The following is a 16,731-nucleotide window of genomic DNA, read 5'->3' as shown; positions in this document are numbered from 1 at the left end:
ACTAGCGGGTCTGAGTACCAGAAACCTATAGGCCGGGCCCCCCGCGCGCAGAATCGATCTCCGACAGGGCCTCGGTACCGGGTCTGTCGAGTCCCTACAGAAAGATGTAGGCACAAGAGCCCCGAGCGCGACATGATCGAGGCGACCGGCCCCGACCCCGGGAGGACTACCGTGCCCCATTCCATCGACGCGGCCTTCACCGCGCTGCCCTTGCGGGCGCTCGCCGACGCGGCGCTCGCCCGGGCCCGCGCGCTGGGCTGCGACCATGCCGACTTCCGGCTCGAACGGATCCGCAGCGCCGCCTGGCGGCTGCGGGACGCCAAGCCGTCCGGCAGCTCCGACACCACCGACCTCGGGTACGCGGTGCGCGTGGTGCACGGGGGCAGCTGGGGGTTCGCCTCCGGTGTGGACCTCACCATGGACGGCGCCGCCAAGGTGGCCTCCCAGGCCGTGGCGATGGCGAAGCTGTCCGCGCAGGTCATCAAGGCGGCGGGATCGAACGAGCGGGTGGAGCTCGCCGACGAGCCGGTGCACTCCGACAAGACGTGGATCTCGGCGTACGACGTGAACCCGTTCGAGGTGCCGGACGCGGAGAAGGCGGCCCTGCTCGCCGACTGGAGCTCGCGGCTGCTGGCCGCCGACGGGGTCGCGCACGTCGACGCCTCGCTGCTCGCCGTCCACGAGAACAAGTTCTACGCCGACACCGCCGGCACCATGACGACGCAGCAGCGCGTGCGGATCCACCCGCAGCTCACCGCGGTCGCCGTGGACGCCACCACCGGCGAGTTCGACTCGATGCGCACCATCGCCCCGCCGGCCGGCCGCGGCTGGGAGTACCTGACCGGCACCGGCTGGGACTGGGACGCCGAGCTGGAGCAGATCCCCGGGCTGCTCGCCGAGAAGATGCGGGCGCCGAGCGTCGAGGCCGGGCGCTACGACCTCGTCGTGGACCCGTCCAACCTGTGGCTGACCATCCACGAGTCCATCGGCCACGCCACCGAGCTCGACCGCGCGCTGGGCTACGAGGCGGCGTACGCGGGGACCTCCTTCGCCACCTTCGACCAGCTGGGCAAGCTCAAGTACGGCTCCCCGATCATGAACGTGACCGGTGACCGCACCGCCGAGCACGGGCTCGCCACCGTCGGCTTCGACGACGAGGGCGTCCAGGCCCAGAGCTGGGACCTGGTCAAGGACGGCACGCTGGTCGGCTACCAGCTGGACCGGCGGATCGCGAAGCTCACCGATCTCGGCCGGTCCAACGGCTGCGCCTTCGCCGACTCCCCCGGGCACGTGCCCGTGCAGCGGATGGCGAACGTCTCGCTCCAGCCGGATCCGGGCGGGCTGTCCACCGAGGACCTGATCGGCGGGGTGGAGCGCGGCATCTACGTCGTCGGCGACCGCTCCTGGTCGATCGACATGCAGCGCTACAACTTCCAGTTCACCGGGCAGCGGTTCTTCCGGATCGAGAACGGCCGGCTGGCCGGGCAGCTGCGCGACGTCGCCTACCAGGCCACGACCACCGACTTCTGGGGCTCGATGGAGAAGGTCGGCGGGCCGCAGACGTACGTGCTGGGCGGCGCCTTCAACTGCGGCAAGGCCCAGCCCGGCCAGGTCGCGGCCGTCTCGCACGGCTGCCCGTCCGCGCTGTTCCGCGACGTGAACATCCTGAACACCACGCAGGAGGCCGGCCGATGAGCCGTACGAGTCCCCACGAGATCGTCGAGCGCGCGCTGGAGCTGTCCACCGCCGACGGCTGCGTCGTCATCGCCGACGAGCAGTCGACCGCCAACCTGCGCTGGGCGGGCAACGCGCTCACCACCAACGGCGTCACCCGCGGCCGGACCCTGACGGTCATCGCCACCGTCGACGGCAAGGAGGGCACGGCCTCGGGGGTCGTCTCGCGCTCCGCCGTGACCGCCGATGACCTGGAGCCGCTGGTCCGCGCCGCCGAGGCGGCCGCCCGCGGGGCCGGCCCCGCCGAGGACGCCCGGCCGCTGGTCACCGGCACCCCGGCCTCGCCGGACTTCACCGCGGCGCCCGCCGAGACCTCCTCGGCGGTGTTCGCGGACTTCGCCCCGGCGCTCGGCGAGGCCTTCGCCCGGGCCCGCGCGGGCGGCCGGGAGCTGTACGGCTTCGCCAACCACGAGCTGGTCTCGACGTACGTCGGCACCTCGACCGGCCTGCGGCTGCGCCACGACCAGCCGAACGGCACCCTGGAGCTCAACGCCAAGTCCCCCGACCGGCAGCGCTCGGCCTGGGCCGGCCGCTCCACCCGGGACTTCAAGGACGTGGACCCGACGGTGCTGGACGCCGAGCTCGCCGTACGGCTGGGCTGGGCCGAGCGGAAGATCGACCTGCCCGCCGGCCGGTACGAGACCCTGCTGCCGCCGACCGCGGTGGCCGACCTCCTGATCTACCAGATGTGGTCCGCGGCGGCCCGGGACGCGGTCGAGGGCCGGACGGTCTTCTCCAAGCCCGGCGGCGGCACCCGGCTCGGCGAGAAGCTGTCCAGGCTGCCGCTGACCCTGCGCAGCGACCCGGGCGCTCCGGGCCTGGAGTCCGCGCCGTTCGTGATCGCGCACAGCTCGGGCGACGATGCCTCGGTCTTCGACAACGGGCTGCCGGTCCCGGCCACCGAGTGGATCCGCGAGGGCGAGCTGGCCCGGCTGACCACGACCCGGCACAGCGCCGCCATGACCGGGATGCCGGTCGCGCCGGGCTTCGGGAACCTGATCCTGGACGGCGGCGGCGACCGCTCGCTGGAGGAGATGGTGGCCGCCACCGAGCGGGGTCTGCTGCTGACCTGCCTCTGGTACATCCGCGAGGTCGACCCGGCGACGCTGCTGCTCACGGGCCTGACCCGGGACGGGGTCTACCTGGTGGAGAACGGGCAGGTCGTCGGCGAGGTCAACAACTTCCGCTTCAACGAGTCGCCGGTGGACCTGCTGTCGCGGGCCTCCGAGGCGGGCCGGACCGAGAAGACCCTGCCGCGCGAGTGGAGCGACTGGTTCACCCGGGCCGCGATGCCCGCGCTGCGCATCCCGGACTTCAACATGAGCTCGGTCAGCAAGGGCGTCTGATCCACCTAGACTGAATCCTTGGCGCGACGCAAACCATTCGAAGGAGTCGAGAAACCGTGACGGACATCGTCGACGAGTTGAAGTGGCGCGGGCTGTTCGCCCAGTCCACCGACGAAGAAGCGCTCCGCAAGGCGTTCGCGGACGGTCCTGTCACCTTCTATTGCGGCTTCGACCCGACGGCGGCCTCCCTGCACGTGGGACACCTCGTGCAGGTGCTGACCGTACGCCGGCTCCAGCAGGCCGGACACCGGCCGCTGGCGCTGGTCGGCGGGGCCACCGGTCAGATCGGCGACCCGCGGCCGACCGCCGAGCGGACGCTGAACGACCCGGAGACGATCGCGAACTGGGTGGCCCGGCTGCGCACCCAGATCGAGCCGTTCCTGTCCTTCGAGGGCGAGAACGCGGCGCTCATGGTGAACAACCTGGACTGGACGGCGGGCATGTCCGCCATCGAGTTCCTGCGGGACATCGGCAAGCACTTCCGGGTCAACAAGATGCTGACGAAGGATTCGGTCGCCAAGCGGCTCGACTCCGACCAGGGCATCAGCTACACCGAGTTCAGCTACCAGCTGCTCCAGGGCATGGACTTCCTGGAGCTGTACCGGCGCTACGGCTGCGTGCTCCAGCAGGGCGGCTCCGACCAGTGGGGCAACCTGACGGCGGGCCTCGACCTGATCCACCGGGTCGAGCCGGGCGCGGTCGTGCACGCGCTGGCGACCCCGCTGATGGTCAAGGCGGACGGCACCAAGTTCGGCAAGTCCGAGAGCGGGGCCGTGTGGCTCGACCCGGAGATGACCACCCCGTACGCGTTCTACCAGTTCTGGCTGAACGTGGACGACCGGGACATCTCCACCTACATGCGGATCCTTTCCTTCAAGTCCCGCGAGGAGCTGGAGGAGCTGGAGGCGCAGACCGCCGAGCGGCCGCAGGCGCGCGCCGCCCAGCGGGCGCTGGCGGAGGAGCTGACGACGCTGGTGCACGGCGCCGGCCAGTGCGCGGCCGTGATCGCGGCGTCGAAGGCGCTGTTCGGCCAGGGCGAGCTGGCGGACCTGGACGAGGCCACGCTGGCCGCGGCCCTGTCCGAGCTGCCGCACGCCCGGGTCGCCGAGCTCGGCCTGGTGGTGGACCTGCTCGCGGAGACCGGGCTGGTGGCGAGCAAGTCCGCCGGCCGGCGGACCGTGAAGGAGGGCGGGGCCTACGTGAACAACGCGAAGGTCACCGCCGAGGACGCGGTCCCCGCCAAGGAGGAGCTGCTGCACGGGCGCTGGCTGGTGCTGCGCCGCGGCAAGAAGAACCTGGCGGCGGTCGAGGTCACGGGCTGACGCCCGGGGCCTGAGGCCCGGGCACGGCGGAGGGGCCGGTACGGACGGGACGTCCGGCCGGCCCCTCCGTCATGCCGCTCCTCAGGTCATCTGCTTGCTTCCGCCCTTGAGCGACTTGTAGACCATCTCACCGAGAGCCACGATCAGCACCGCTCCGGCGAGTTGCAGCAGGTGCCGGGTCCAGTCGATGCCCTTGGTCTCCCCCACGCCGATCCACACGGCGACGGCATTGCCGAGGATGCCGCCGGCGATGCCGAACAGGGTGGTCAGCCAGAGGGGCTGGTGCTGCTTGCCCGGCAGGACGGCCCGGGCTATGAGGCCCAGCACGAAACCGACGATGATCGCCCACAACCATGACATGTCGAGCCTCCTCGTGGCGCGTTGTGCGCATGTGGGCCCAGTTTCGACCCGTACGGCGTACTACGCATTTCGGACAGCCCCATTCGGGGGATACCCCCTCTCCTCCCCACGGAGCGGGCGGCGTACGGTGGGAGGGTCCGGACCGGGGAGTGTCCGGCAGGCGAATCGGGCGGTGGAGCGTGGAGCGGAAGAAGCGGAACGGGGCCCAGGTCTTCCGGATCACCGGAGCCCGGATGAGCCTCGACGAGGACGTGCGGGGACGGCAGCGCCGGTACGTCATCTCGATGGTGATCAGGACGCTCTCGGTGCTCGCGACGGTGATCCTGTGGAACGTGGAACGTCACGTGGCGATCGTGACGCTCATCGCCGGCGGGCTGCTGCCGTACGTGGCCGTGGTCATCGCCAACGCGGGGCGCGAGTCGACGCCCTCGCTGCCCTCGCACTTCATCCCGTCACCTGTGCGTCCGGCACTGGACACGGGAAACCTCAAGAAAAGCTCAGATCAATCATGAAGTTCCGGTGCACCGCACCGGGTCCTGCGTGACATACTGCCTACGCGCTCCGCATCCCCCGTCGGAGCGACGGACCGACGCCGGGCAGCTCCCCCCGTGGCTGCTCGGCGTCGCCTTTCCGTGACAGGGGTTTGTAGGGTTGAGGCGTGAACTCCCCTGACTCCCCCGGCTCCCCCGGCTCCCCCGGCTCCCCCGAATCCACTCCCTCTCCCCGTGCCGCCGATGCGCCCGCGCCCTCCTGCTCGGCCAAGGGCTGCCGCGAGGCGGCCGTCTGGGTCCTGGCGTGGAACAACCCGAAGCTGCACGCTCCGGAGCGCCGCAAGACCTGGCTGGCGTGCGAGGAGCACCGGGAGCACCTCTCCCAGTTCCTGGGAGTGCGCGGGTTCCTGAAGGACGTCGTGAAGCTCGACGAGTGGGTACAGACGGAGGGCTCGGAGCGGCCGTAGCGGCCGCCGGCCGCCCGCGGCCCCCCTCGACCGCCCGTGGGCGGCGCCGTCAGCCGCCGATCGCGGACATCGGGCGGTCGGGCTGGAGGAAGGACGGGTCGTCGAGTCCGGACCCGGCCTTCTTGCCCCACATCGCCACCTTCCACAGGCGGGCGATCTCCTCGTCCGGGGCCCCGGAGCGCAGCGCGGCGCGCAGGTCCGACTCCTCGGTGGCGAACAGGCACGTACGGATCTGGCCGTCGGCCGTGAGCCTCGTACGGTCGCAGGCCCCGCAGAACGGGCGGGTGACCGAGGCGATGACGCCGACGGTGGCGGGGCCGTCGTCGACCACCCAGCGCTCGGCCGGGGCGGAGCCGCGTTCCTCGGCCCCTTCCTCGGTGAGGGTGAAGCGGGTGCGCAGCGAGGCCAGGATGTCACCGGCGGTGATCATGCCGTCGCGCTTCCAGCCGTGCTGGGCGTCGAGCGGCATCTGCTCGATGAAGCGGAGCTCGTACTCGTTCTCCACGGCCCAGGCGAGCAGGTCGGGAGCCTCGTCCTCGTTGAGGCCCGGCATCAGGACGGCGTTGACCTTGACGGGGGTCAGGCCGGCCTCGCGGGCCGCGGCCATGCCGTCGATGACGTCGCGGTGGCGGTCGCGCCGGGTGAGCGTCTTGAAGACCTCGGGCCGCAGGGTGTCCAGCGAAACGTTTACCCGGTCCAGCCCGGCGGTCTTGAGCGCCTGTGCGGTGCGCTTGAGGCCGATCCCGTTGGTGGTCAGGGACATCCGGGGGCGCGGCTCCAGGGCCGCGCACTGCTCGACGATCCCGACCAGGCCGGGGCGCAGCAGCGGTTCGCCGCCGGTGAAGCGGACCTCGGTGATCCCGAGCTGCGTGACGGCGATCCCGATCAGCCTGACGATCTCCTCGTCGGTGAGCAGATCGGACTTGCCGAGCCACTGCAGGCCTTCCTCGGGCATGCAGTACGTACAGCGCAGATTGCACCGGTCGGTGAGCGAGACGCGCAGGTCAGTGGCCACACGGCCGTAGGTGTCCAGAAGCATTTCGGGCCCCCTCCCTGTCCGGTCCATAGAGACGTTCGCGCCACTTCGGGTAAACGCCTGGCGCTGTATCCGAGCCTACGCGACGGCCGTGACGCGTAGGGATGCCCAAATGAACGAGACGCGGCGTGGCCGCGTCGTAGAGAAGTACGACGCGGCCACGTTGTGTGCTCGGCCCATCTCACATGTGCACGGTGTCAGTGCGCGCCCGTTCCCGTAAGGGAGCGGACCTCAAGCTCCGCGAACTTCTGGGGGTCGGCCTTCTCCTTGGACAAGACCGTGCCCAGCCAGCCCAGCAGGAAGCCGAGCGGGATGGAGATGATCCCGGGGTTCTCCAGGGGGAACCAGTGGAAGTCGACCCCCTTGAACATCGAGGTCTTCTCGTTGCCGGACACGACGGGCGAGAAGAGCACCAGGACCACGGACGAGATCAGGCCGCCGTAGATCGACCAGAGCGCGCCCTGGGTGGTGAAGCGCTTCCAGAAGAGGCTGTAGAGGATCGTCGGCAGGTTCGCCGAGGCCGCGACGGCGAAGGCGAGGGCGACCAGTCCCGCGATGTTGATGTCCCGGGCGAGCGCCCCGAGGACGATGGCGACGGCGCCGATGACGACGGTGGACCAGCGGGCCGCCCGTACCTCTTCCTTCTCGGTGGCCTCGCCCTTGCGGATCACGTTGACGTAGATGTCGTGCGCGAAGGAAGAGGAGGAGGCCAGGGTGAGGCCCGCGACCACGGCCAGGATCGTCGCGAAGGCCACCGCGGAGATCACGGCGAGCAGGATCGCGCCGCCCGTGGAGTCGGCCCCGCCGCCGACGGCCTGGGCGAGGAGCGGGGCGGCCGTGTTGCCGGACGGGTTGGAGTCGGTGATCTCCTTGGGGCTGAGCAGCGCGGCGGCGCCGAAGCCGAGGGCGATCGTCATCAGGTAGAAGACGCCGATGATGCCGATGGCCCAGTTCACCGACTTACGGGCGGCCTTTGCGGTGGGCACCGTGTAGAAGCGGATCAGGATGTGCGGCAGGCCGGCGGTGCCGAGGACCAGCGCGAGGCCCAGGGAGATGAAGTCCAGCTTCGAGGTCCCGGTGATGCCGTACTTGAGTCCGGGCTCCAGGAAGGACGCGCCCTTGCCGCTGTTCTCGGCCGCCTTGCCCAGCAGGTCGGAGACGTTGAAGTTGAACTTCCACATCACCAGGAAGGTGATCAGCAGCGCGCCCGCGATGAGGAGGACGGCCTTGACCATCTGGACCCAGGTGGTGCCCTTCATGCCGCCGATGGTGACGTAGAGGATCATGAGCACGCCGACCAGCGCGACGATGGCGATCTGGCCGCCGTCACTGGTGATCCCGAGGAGCAGGGAGACCAGTACTCCGGCGCCGGCCATCTGGGCCAGCAGGTAGAAGATCGAGACCACGATGGTGGAGGTGCCCGCGGCGGTACGGACGGGGCGCTGGCGCATCCGGTAGGCGAGGACGTCGCCCATCGTGTAGCGCCCCGAGTTGCGCAGCGGCTCGGCGACCAGCAGCAGGGCCACCAGCCAGGCGACGAGGAAGCCGATGGAGTAGAGGAAGCCGTCGTAGCCCTTGAGGGCGATGACGCCGGCGATGCCGAGGAAGGACGCGGCGGACATGTAGTCGCCGGAGATGGCCAGGCCGTTCTGGAATCCGGTGAACTGGCGGCCGCCCGCGTAGAAGTCGGCGGCGTCCTTGGTCTGGCGGCCGGCCCAGATCGTGATGACGAGGGTGGCGACGACGAACAGCCCGAACAGGGTGATGATCAGCGGCCGGTGCTCGGTGGCCCCCGCGGCCACGTTCGCCGCGAGGTGGACGGGGAGGGTGGCGCTCATTCGCCCGCCTCCATCCGCGCCTTGATCGCCGCCGCCTTCGGGTCCAGCTTCGTGGCGGCGTGCCGGGAGTACAGCCAGGCGATGAGGAACGTCGTCGCGAACTGGGCGAGGCCGAACACGAGGGCGACGTTGATGTTGCCGAAGAGCCTGGTCCCCATGAAGCCGCCGGCGTAGTTGGACAGGAGGACGTAGAGCAGGTACCAGGCGATGAAGGCCACGGTGAGGGGGAAGGCGAAGGAGCGGTAGGAACTGCGCAGTTCGGCGAACTCGGCGCTCTGCTGGACGGCTGCGAACTGTTCTGCCGTGGGGCTCGCCGTGGGCGTTCCCGCGCTGCCGTGCGGCGGCGCTGCTTCGGTGGTCACGGGGGGCTCTCCTTGTGACGCGGGTGCGGTGGGGACGACGGACAAAACAACCTCCGTGTGGGGGGGCCGATGGCGCTGATCCCCCCTTGTCAACGGCACGTACCGCGCGTCGGGACGGTTCAACACCCTTTGATTCTTCGGATGATTCTTCGAAACCTGATTTCGTCGAACTGATGGCGGAGAGTCGAAGGCCGGCACTAGGTTCGGTTGTCATGAACCCGCCGTCCGGCGCGACCCCGCGCGGACGGCTCTTTCACGGATGATGTGGAGAACCCATGGCTCATCTGGGACCCGGCCGCCGGCGTATCGCCGTTCCGGTCGGCCTGGCGCTCACCGCCTCGCTCGCCTTCCTGCCCTCGGTCGCGGCCTCCGCCGCCCCGCTGGGCAACACGGCGGGTACGGCGGCCGCGGCCAAGCCCGACACCACCGGCCCCAAGCTCTCGTACGTCGCGAACCTGACCACGTACGCCTCGGTGAAGGCCGCGAAGAAGGCCGTCGAGCGGGCCGGTGGAACGGTGGTGACGTCCTATGAGCAGATCGGGGTCGTCGTCGCACACTCCCAGAACCCGGACTTCGCCAAGCAGCTGCGCGCGCAGCGCAGCCTGTTCGTGTCGGTCGGCGCCACCCGGACGGCCCCCCTCCAGACGGTGGCGACCACCGAGGAGGGCACGACGCAGAAGCTCGGCGCGGAGGACGCCGCCAAGGCCGCGGCGAAGGCCACGGACGGTCAGGAGCCGCTGGAGCCCAACCAGTGGGACCTGCGGGCGATCAAGGCCGATCAGGCGCACAAGATCAACGATGGCAGCCGGAACGTCACCGTGGGCGTCATCGACACGGGTGTCGACGACACCCACCCGGACCTCGCCCCGAACTTCTCCAAGGGCCAGTCGGCCAACTGTGTCGGCGGTGTCGCGGACACCACCGACGGCGCGTGGCGCCCGTACCCCGACGGCAGCGACCACGGCACGCACGTGGCGGGGACCATCGCGGCCGCGCGCAACGGCATCGGCGTGGCGGGCGTCGCGCCCGGCGTGCAGGTCGCCGCGATCAAGGTGAGCGAGCCGGGCACCAGTCTGTTCTTCACCGAGGCGGTCGTCTGCGGCTTCATGTTCGCCGCCGAGAAGGGGATCGAGGTGACCAACAACAGCTACTACGTCGACCCCTGGCTCTACAACTGCAAGGCGGACGACGACCAGAAGGCGCTGGTGGAGGCCCTCGGCCGGGCGACCAAGTACGCCGAGCGCAAGGGCGTGCTCAGCGTGGCCTCGGCGGGCAACTCGAACCACGACCTGGCGTCGAACGCCATCGTCGACGACACGAGCCCCGACGACGGCACACCGGTCCCGCGCACGATCGACCCGCACGTCTGCCTGGACATCCCCACCCAGCTCCCGGGCGTGGTCACGGTGAGCGCCACCGGCGACCAGGGCATCCGGTCGTACTACTCCAGCTTCGGCCTGGGCGTGGTCGACGTCGCCGCCCCCGGCGGCGACAAGTGGCAGATCCCGGCCACCCCGGACGCCAACGGGCGCGTGCTGTCGACGCTGCCCGGCGGCGGCTACGGCTACAAGCAGGGCACCTCGATGGCCGGACCGCACGTGGCGGGCGTGGCGGCGCTGCTCAAGAGCGCGCACCCGAAGGCCACGCCCTCGCAGCTCCAGGCCATGCTGAAGGCCCAGGCCACGAAGACGGCCTGCCCGGAGAAGGTCTACGACGCCGCGGGCGCGCTGGTCGACGCCGCCACCTGCCAGAGCAAGTGGGGCCAGACCGGGTACTACGGCTACGGCGTGGTGGACGCGCTGAAGGCCGTGAAGTAGGCGGGGCCAACGCCTGAGGCCTGCAACGGGAGGGGCCGGCCCGGGGATCCCACCCCGGGCCGGCCCCTCCCTCCGTCGCCGAGGACGGTCAGGGCTTGATGAGCACCTTCAGCGCGCTGCGGTCGTCCATGGCGCGGTAGCCGTCCGGGACCTCGTCCAGCGACACCGCGCGGTCGAAGACGGGCGCCGGGTCGATCGCGCCGCTGAGGACGTCCTCCAGCAGCTCCGGAATGTACGCGCGCACCGGCGCGACGCCGCCGCGCAGGGCGATGTTGCGGTCGAACATCACGCCGAGGTCCAGGCCGGTGCCGCTGCCGTGGGGGACGCCGACGTAGCCGATCGCCCCGCCGTCGCGGGTGATGTTCACCGCGGTGCGCATGGACTGCTCGGTGCCGACGGCCTCGATGACCGCGTGGGCGCCCTGGCCGCCGGTGAGCTCGCGGACGGCGGCCTCGGCGGCCTCCCCGCGCTCGGCGACGACGTCGGTGGCCCCGAAGAGCTTGGCGATGTCCGTACGGGCGGTGTGGCGGCCCAGGGCGATGATCCGCTCGGCGCCCAGGCGCTTGGCGGCGAGCACGCCGCACAGGCCGACCGCGCCGTCGCCGACGACGGCCACGGTGGAGCCCTTGCGGACGCCCGCGCCCAGGGCCGCGTGGTGCCCGGTTCCCATGACGTCGGAGAGGGCCAGCAGGCCGGTCAGCAGCCGGTCGTCGGAGACGGCCCCGGCGGGCAGCTTCACGAGGGTGCCGTCGGCGTGCGGGACGCGGACGGCCTCGCCCTGGCCGCCGTCGAAGCCGACCGAGCCCCAGAAGCCGCCGTGCACGCAGGAGGTGTACAGGCCCTCGGAGCAGTAGTCGCAGGTGCCGTCGGACCACATGAAGGGGGCGACGACGAGGTCGCCCGCCTTCAGGCCGGACACGGCCGAGCCGGTCTCCTCGACGACGCCGAGGAACTCGTGGCCGATGCGCTGGCCGGGCTGGCGCGCGGCCTCGCCGCGGTAGGCCCACAGGTCGCTGCCGCAGATGCAGGCACGCAGCACGCGGACGACGGCGTCCTCGGGGCGCTGGATCGCAGCGTCGGGCACCTCCTCCACGCGGATGTCGTGCGGGGCGTGGATGACGGTGGCACGCATGGGTGTGCAGCCCTCCGGATCGATTGGTTCAGTCTTGTAGGACTTCCCTACCGTACGCCTGCTCCCGGGCGAGTGCGCCGGTGGCCAGCAGGTACTGCGCTGCGACGTAGGTGGCCATGATCCAGAAGTCGGGACGGGGCGGCTGCGGCCAGTCCGCGACCCCCGTGGCGATCAGCGTGTCGGAGAGCAGGAACAGCGCCCCGCCGAGGCCGGCGCGCAGGCCGAGGGCGCTGGAGCGGTAGGCCATGGCCGTCAGCAGGAGGCTGTACCCGGCGACCGGGATGCGCAGGTCGGCCGGCAGGTCCGGCCAGAGCAGCGCGACGGTCCCGACGAGCGCGAGGGCGTACGCGCCGCCGAGCGCGGGGTGCGTCCGGCCCCGGCCGAAGAGCACGAGGTAGCAGACGTGCCCGGCGGCGAAGGACCCCATGCCGATCAGGAAGGCGGGGTCGGCGTCGAAGAGCAGGGCCAGGTCCCCGCCCCACCCGAAGAGCAGGGCGGCGATCAGCAGGCGGGGCGCCTTTCGCGTGATCACGTACGCGACGAGCAGCGGCATCAGCAGCGGCTTCGCGAGGACGTGCCCGAGGTGCCAGCCGGCCAGGAGTGAACCGAGGTCGACGGCGGTGGCGACGGCGAAGGCGGCGAGCAGGATCCGGCCGGCCGCGCCGTCGGCGGCGGCCGCCGCGGGGCGCGCCCAGGAGGGCGTACGGGAGTCGGTGTCGCTCACGCGGCGTGCTCCGGGGCGGTCGCGGGCTCGGCGGCGGGGGCGCTCCCGGCCGCCGCCGGGGCGGGGGCCTGGGCCTGGGCCTCGGTTTGGGTTCGGGCCTGGGCCGGCTGCCAGCCGGGCCCGCCGAACACGCGCCCGGCGCGCTCGCGCCAGCTGCTCGCGGCACGGACGTCGCGGGCGATGGCGGCGTACTCGTGGGTGGCGACGCGCAAGGGGTTGTGCGTGTTGATGTTCTTGGTCAGCCCGTAGACGGGCCTGTCGGTCTCCCCGACCCACGAGCCGAACAACCGGTCCCAGACGATCAGGATCCCGCCGTAGTTGCGGTCCAGGTAGCCGCCCTGGGAAGCGTGGTGGACGCGGTGGTGGGAGGGGGTGTTGAAGACGTACTCGTAGGGCCGGGGCAGCTTGCCGATGCGCTCGGTGTGGACCCAGAACTGGTAGAGGAGGTTGAGGCCGTAGCAGAAGGGGATCGCGGCCGGGTGCACGCCGAGGGCGACCATCGGCAGGTAGAACCACCAGGTGGTGGCGCTGGTCCAGGGCTGGCGCAGGGCGGTGGTGAGGTTGAAGTTCCGGCTGCTGTGGTGGACCACGTGGCAGGCCCACAGGATGCGGATGACGTGGTGGAGGCGGTGTTGCCAGTAGTAGAGGAAGTCCTGCACCAGCAGCATCAGCAGGGCGGTCCACCACAGGAACGGCACGCGCAGCGGCGTGAGTTCGTAGACCGCCGTGAAGACGGCGACGACCGGGATCTTCCACAGCAGGTCGAAGCCGATGCTGCCGATGCCCATGGCGACGCTGGTCGCGGCGTCCTTGGTGTCGTACCCGGCGGCGTCCTCGTCGGGATGGAGGCGGTAGCTCACCACCTCGATGACGGTGAGCAGCACGAAGGCAGGTATGGACCACAGCACGACATCGGGCAGGTTCGGCATGCCCGCACCATAGAGCGGGTTCGGGGGCTCCGCCAGGGGTTGTTACCGATCGGTATCCATCGGGGTTACCGGCGGTTCACGCGATAATCTCCGGGCCGAGGGGAGGACGGGGGATGACGGGCTTGGAGACGGTCGTCTTACGGGTGGCGGGCACGGCGGCGGGCGCCCTGGTGAAGTCCCTGCTGACGCGGGTCCCGGGCGCGGGCCTGACACCGGATCCGGCCGCCCCGGCCCCGCGCTGGCGCAGCCCGGCGGAGCTGGGCGAACCGGAGATCCGCCGCCTGACGGAAACCCTGGCGTCGGGCATGAACCCGGTGTGCGCGTCACTGCCGGAGCACGAGCGCCTGGCGGCGCTGGACGCGGTCGCGGACGCCTTCGCGACGCTGGGCCCGCTGGACGCGGACGCCCTCTTCGAGGCGGACCTGGACCCCGCGATCCTGGCCGGGCCGCTGCCACCCCCGCCGCCGGGCCTGAACGCGGCCGCGGAACGTCTGTACCGCGACCTGATCGCGCTGTGCTGCGCCCACGCGGTCGAGTACGTGACGACCCTGCCGGCCTTCGGAGCCCGGGCAGACGTGGAACTGGTCCGCCGGACGGGCGCGTTGGGACGGGCCCTGGACCGCCTCGACCACGCCGGCGGTGGGACTGCGTACGCCTTCGAGGAGCGGTACGCGCACTACGTCGCGGAGACCCACGGGCGCATGCAGCTGTTCGGGGTCACCACCAGTACGGCGCGGCAGGAATGGCCGCTGGACCTCGCGTACATCAGTCTCGCGGTGAGCGGCGAGCAGGAGCTGATGCCGGGCCGGCCCGGGGCGCACCAGACCTCCGTCAGGGCCGAGCAGGCACTCGGGGCGGCGGAGCGGGTCCTGCTGCGGGGCCCGGCGGGGTCGGGCAAGAGCACCCTGGTGCAGTGGCTGGCGCTGAACGCGGCCCGGCAGGCCGAGGGGCCGTGGAGCACCTGCGTGCCGTTCGTGCTGCGGCTGCGCTCCTTCACGTCGGCCGATGCCCTGCCGCTGCCGGAGGAGTTCCTTCGCGCGTCGGGCGTGCCGCTGACGGCTCCGCCGGGGTGGGTGGAGGAACTGATGTCCTCGGGCCGGGCGTTGGTCCTGGTGGACGGGGTCGACGAGGTCCCGCAGCGGCTGCGCACCCGCACGGAGGCGTGGCTGCGCTCGCTGATCACCGCGTTCCCGAAGGCGCGGTACGTGGTGACGACCCGGCCGTCGGCGGTCCCGGAGAGCTGGCTGGCGGGTCAGGGGTTCGCCCCGCACTCGCTGCTGCCGATGGAGCGGGAGGACGTACGGGCCTTCGTCAGGCACTGGCACGCGGCGGCCCGGGCCGGGGGCCAGGAGGTGGACGCGTACGAGGCCGCGCTGTTGGAGGCGGTCGGCAGCCGTCGGGACCTCGGCCGGCTGGCGACGAACCCGTTGATGTGCGCTCTGCTGTGCGCCCTGAACCAGGACCGCCGGATGCAGCTGCCGCGGGCGCGGAAGGAACTGTACGACGCGGCGCTGGACATGCTGTTGGTCCGGCGGGACACGGAGCGCGAGATCCTCGGCGTCGAGGGCGTGTACCTCACCCGGGAGGAGCAGATCGCGCTGCTCCAGCGGTTCGCGTACTGGCTGATCAGGAACGGCCAGGTCGAGGCGGTCCGGGACGAGGCCGTGGAGATGGTGGCCGGGTGGCTGGACGCGATGCCGCAGGTACGGGCCGACGCGGAGCAGGTGTTCTCCCACCTGCTGATCCGCAGCGGACTGCTGCGCGAACCGGTCCGGGGCTCCGTGGACTTCGTCCACCGCACCTTCCAGGACTACCTGGGCGCGAAGGCCGCGGTGGAGTCACGGGACTTCGGGGTCCTGGTGAAGAACGCGCACGACGACACCTGGGACGACGTGGTCCGCATGGCGGTGGGCCACGCCCGGCCGGACGAGCGGATCCGCATCCTGCGGGGCCTGCTCCGCCGGGCCGACAAGGTGAAATCAGCTCACGACCGCCTCGTCCTGCTGGCGGCGGCGTGCCTGGAACAAGCCCCCGAGCTGGACCCGGCCGTACGCGCCGACGTACAGGAGCGCACGGCGCTCCTGTTGCCGCCCCGCACGCGTGCGCAGGCGGAGGAACTGGCCAAAGCCGGCGAACTCGTCCTGGAACTCCTGCCCCTGGACGCCGACCTCGACGAGGACGAGGCGGAGGCGATCGTCCGCACAGCGGGGCTGGTGGGCGGCCCGCGCGCCCTGTCGATCATCGCCCGGTTCCGGCAGGACGCACGCCTGGGCGTGGCCTTCGCCCTGTCGGATGCCTGGGCCCGGTTCGACGCGGCCGAGTACGCCGACACGGTCCTGTCGGGGGCCCCGATGCCATCAGCGACCCTGCTGGTGAGCACCCGTGAGCAGGCGGCCCAGGTCGGACGGCTCACTCACCTGAAGCGGATCAACCTGCACTGGTCCCCGGGCCTGCCCGGGCTGGTCGCACAGCGGCCGGACCTCGAATGGCTCTTCGTCTTCCGGAACGAGGGCGTGAGCGACCTGTCCGTGCTGGCGCCCCTCGACCGCCTGACGTTTCTGGGGCTGTCGCTGTGCCCGAACGTGCGCAACCTCGCGCCCCTGGCCGGGCTCCCGTTGCGCGAGCTCAGCCTGGTCGGTCTGCCGGAGGGGCTGCCCCTGGATCCGGTGCACGACCTCGCCCTGGAGACCCTGGCGCTCGGCTACCCGCTTGGGGCGGACTGCGTCGGCGACCTGCCGCTCCCGGAGGGACTGCAGGCACTCCACTTGCTCGGGGAGTCGGGCCGCCTGTCGTTGGCCGGCCTGGACCGCTGGCCCGCGCTGAGAGGACTCGCGGTCAACGGCGACGACCAAGCCCGCGATGTCGCCCGCGCGGGCGTTCCTGCCCTCACCAGCCTGAGCATCACCGCGGCGGCGCCGGACCTCGCCGGGCTGTCGCGCCACGAGCGGCTCGCCTTTCTGACCCTGAGCCAGTGCTCCGTCGCCGACCTCGCTCCCCTGCGCTCGCTGCCCCACCTCCGGCAGCTCGTACTGAACCACTGCGGGCAGACCCACGACCTCGGTCCGCTGGCCGACTTGGATCAGGTCGCCATCTCGGTGTTCGGCACCGCCTCGGTCACCGGCGCCGATCACATCCCGCCGGAGCGGCTCAGGCTGCGGCGCCCCTGAGCCGCC

At 71.4% G+C, this 16,731-nt stretch carries 14 protein-coding genes; 7 read left to right on the top strand and 7 right to left on the bottom strand.

Annotation, left to right across the window (positions count from 1 at the left end; genetic code table 11):
• Positions 1-171 precede the first annotated feature (171 nt).
• Genes ACFYXV_RS28045 through tyrS form a run of 3 tightly spaced genes read left to right on the top strand, consistent with a single transcriptional unit; the run spans position 172 to position 4,402 of the window.
• A complete protein-coding gene (locus ACFYXV_RS28045; protein ID WP_389384327.1) occupies positions 172-1,695 on the top strand; it encodes a TldD/PmbA family protein in 1,524 nt (507 codons plus the stop codon).
• Positions 1,692-3,080 carry a metallopeptidase TldD-related protein gene (locus tag ACFYXV_RS28040; protein ID WP_385476383.1) on the top strand — a complete coding sequence of 463 codons (1,389 nt, stop codon included), beginning with the start codon at positions 1,692-1,694 and terminating at the stop codon, positions 3,078-3,080. The genes ACFYXV_RS28045 and ACFYXV_RS28040 overlap by 4 nt, the downstream gene beginning before the upstream one ends.
• Before the next feature lie 56 nt (positions 3,081-3,136).
• The gene (gene tyrS, locus ACFYXV_RS28035; RefSeq protein ID WP_389384326.1) at positions 3,137-4,402 is read left to right on the top strand and encodes a tyrosine--tRNA ligase; all 1,266 of its coding nucleotides are present in this window, start codon (positions 3,137-3,139) and stop codon (positions 4,400-4,402) included.
• A gap of 81 nt (positions 4,403-4,483) precedes the next feature.
• On the opposite strand, the gene ACFYXV_RS28030 is transcribed toward tyrS, so the two are convergent.
• The gene (locus tag ACFYXV_RS28030) at positions 4,484-4,762 is read right to left on the bottom strand and encodes a GlsB/YeaQ/YmgE family stress response membrane protein (protein WP_053692565.1); all 279 of its coding nucleotides are present in this window, start codon (positions 4,760-4,762) and stop codon (positions 4,484-4,486) included.
• A 179-nt stretch (positions 4,763-4,941) separates the two neighbouring features.
• Here ACFYXV_RS28030 and ACFYXV_RS28025 point away from each other — a divergent pair, with 179 nt between their 5' ends.
• Both ACFYXV_RS28025 and ACFYXV_RS28020 read left to right on the top strand, forming a co-directional pair.
• Positions 4,942-5,274, top strand: a complete 333-nt coding sequence (locus ACFYXV_RS28025) for a DUF3099 domain-containing protein (RefSeq protein ID WP_366102411.1) — start codon at positions 4,942-4,944, stop codon at positions 5,272-5,274.
• 146 nt (positions 5,275-5,420) lie between these two features.
• On the top strand, positions 5,421-5,720 hold the full coding sequence (locus ACFYXV_RS28020) for a hypothetical protein (RefSeq protein WP_389384325.1): 300 nt from the start codon (positions 5,421-5,423) through the stop codon (positions 5,718-5,720).
• A 49-nt stretch (positions 5,721-5,769) separates the two neighbouring features.
• On the opposite strand, the gene moaA is transcribed toward ACFYXV_RS28020, so the two are convergent.
• The 3 genes from moaA to ACFYXV_RS28005 all read right to left on the bottom strand — a co-directional run bounded on the left by moaA (position 5,770) and on the right by ACFYXV_RS28005 (position 8,956).
• Positions 5,770-6,759 carry a GTP 3',8-cyclase MoaA gene (gene moaA, locus ACFYXV_RS28015; protein WP_385476388.1) on the bottom strand — a complete coding sequence of 330 codons (990 nt, stop codon included), beginning with the start codon at positions 6,757-6,759 and terminating at the stop codon, positions 5,770-5,772.
• A 194-nt stretch (positions 6,760-6,953) separates the two neighbouring features.
• Positions 6,954-8,594 carry a cation acetate symporter gene (locus ACFYXV_RS28010; protein ID WP_385476391.1) on the bottom strand — a complete coding sequence of 547 codons (1,641 nt, stop codon included), beginning with the start codon at positions 8,592-8,594 and terminating at the stop codon, positions 6,954-6,956.
• Positions 8,591-8,956, bottom strand: a complete 366-nt coding sequence (locus ACFYXV_RS28005; RefSeq protein ID WP_385476393.1) for a DUF485 domain-containing protein — start codon at positions 8,954-8,956, stop codon at positions 8,591-8,593. The genes ACFYXV_RS28010 and ACFYXV_RS28005 overlap by 4 nt, the downstream gene beginning before the upstream one ends.
• A 275-nt stretch (positions 8,957-9,231) precedes the next feature.
• On the opposite strand from ACFYXV_RS28005, the gene ACFYXV_RS28000 reads away from it, so the two are divergent.
• Positions 9,232-10,773, top strand: a complete 1,542-nt coding sequence (locus tag ACFYXV_RS28000; protein ID WP_385476396.1) for a S8 family serine peptidase — start codon at positions 9,232-9,234, stop codon at positions 10,771-10,773.
• 88 nt (positions 10,774-10,861) lie between these two features.
• Here the strand turns inward: ACFYXV_RS28000 and ACFYXV_RS27995 are convergent, their stop codons facing one another.
• The 3 genes from ACFYXV_RS27995 to ACFYXV_RS27985 are packed head-to-tail and all read right to left on the bottom strand — an operon-like array spanning position 10,862 to position 13,558.
• On the bottom strand, positions 10,862-11,905 hold the full coding sequence (locus ACFYXV_RS27995; protein WP_389384324.1) for a zinc-dependent alcohol dehydrogenase family protein: 1,044 nt from the start codon (positions 11,903-11,905) through the stop codon (positions 10,862-10,864).
• A gap of 28 nt (positions 11,906-11,933) precedes the next feature.
• On the bottom strand, positions 11,934-12,629 hold the full coding sequence (locus ACFYXV_RS27990; RefSeq protein WP_385467711.1) for a lysoplasmalogenase: 696 nt from the start codon (positions 12,627-12,629) through the stop codon (positions 11,934-11,936).
• Entirely contained in the window at positions 12,626-13,558 is a 933-nt protein-coding gene (locus tag ACFYXV_RS27985; protein WP_389384323.1) for a sterol desaturase family protein, read from the bottom strand. The genes ACFYXV_RS27990 and ACFYXV_RS27985 overlap by 4 nt, the downstream gene beginning before the upstream one ends.
• Before the next feature lie 113 nt (positions 13,559-13,671).
• On the opposite strand from ACFYXV_RS27985, the gene ACFYXV_RS27980 reads away from it, so the two are divergent.
• A complete protein-coding gene (locus ACFYXV_RS27980; RefSeq protein WP_389384322.1) occupies positions 13,672-16,725 on the top strand; it encodes an NACHT domain-containing protein in 3,054 nt (1,017 codons plus the stop codon).
• Positions 16,726-16,731: the final 6 nt, after the last annotated feature.

Source organism: Streptomyces sp. NPDC002181 (assembly GCF_042890485.1).
In the GTDB taxonomy this organism is placed as follows: Bacteria; Actinomycetota; Actinomycetes; order Streptomycetales; family Streptomycetaceae; genus Streptomyces.
The sequence above is the reverse complement of the archived record's forward strand: the minus strand, read 5'-3'. Positions and strand labels throughout refer to the sequence as shown.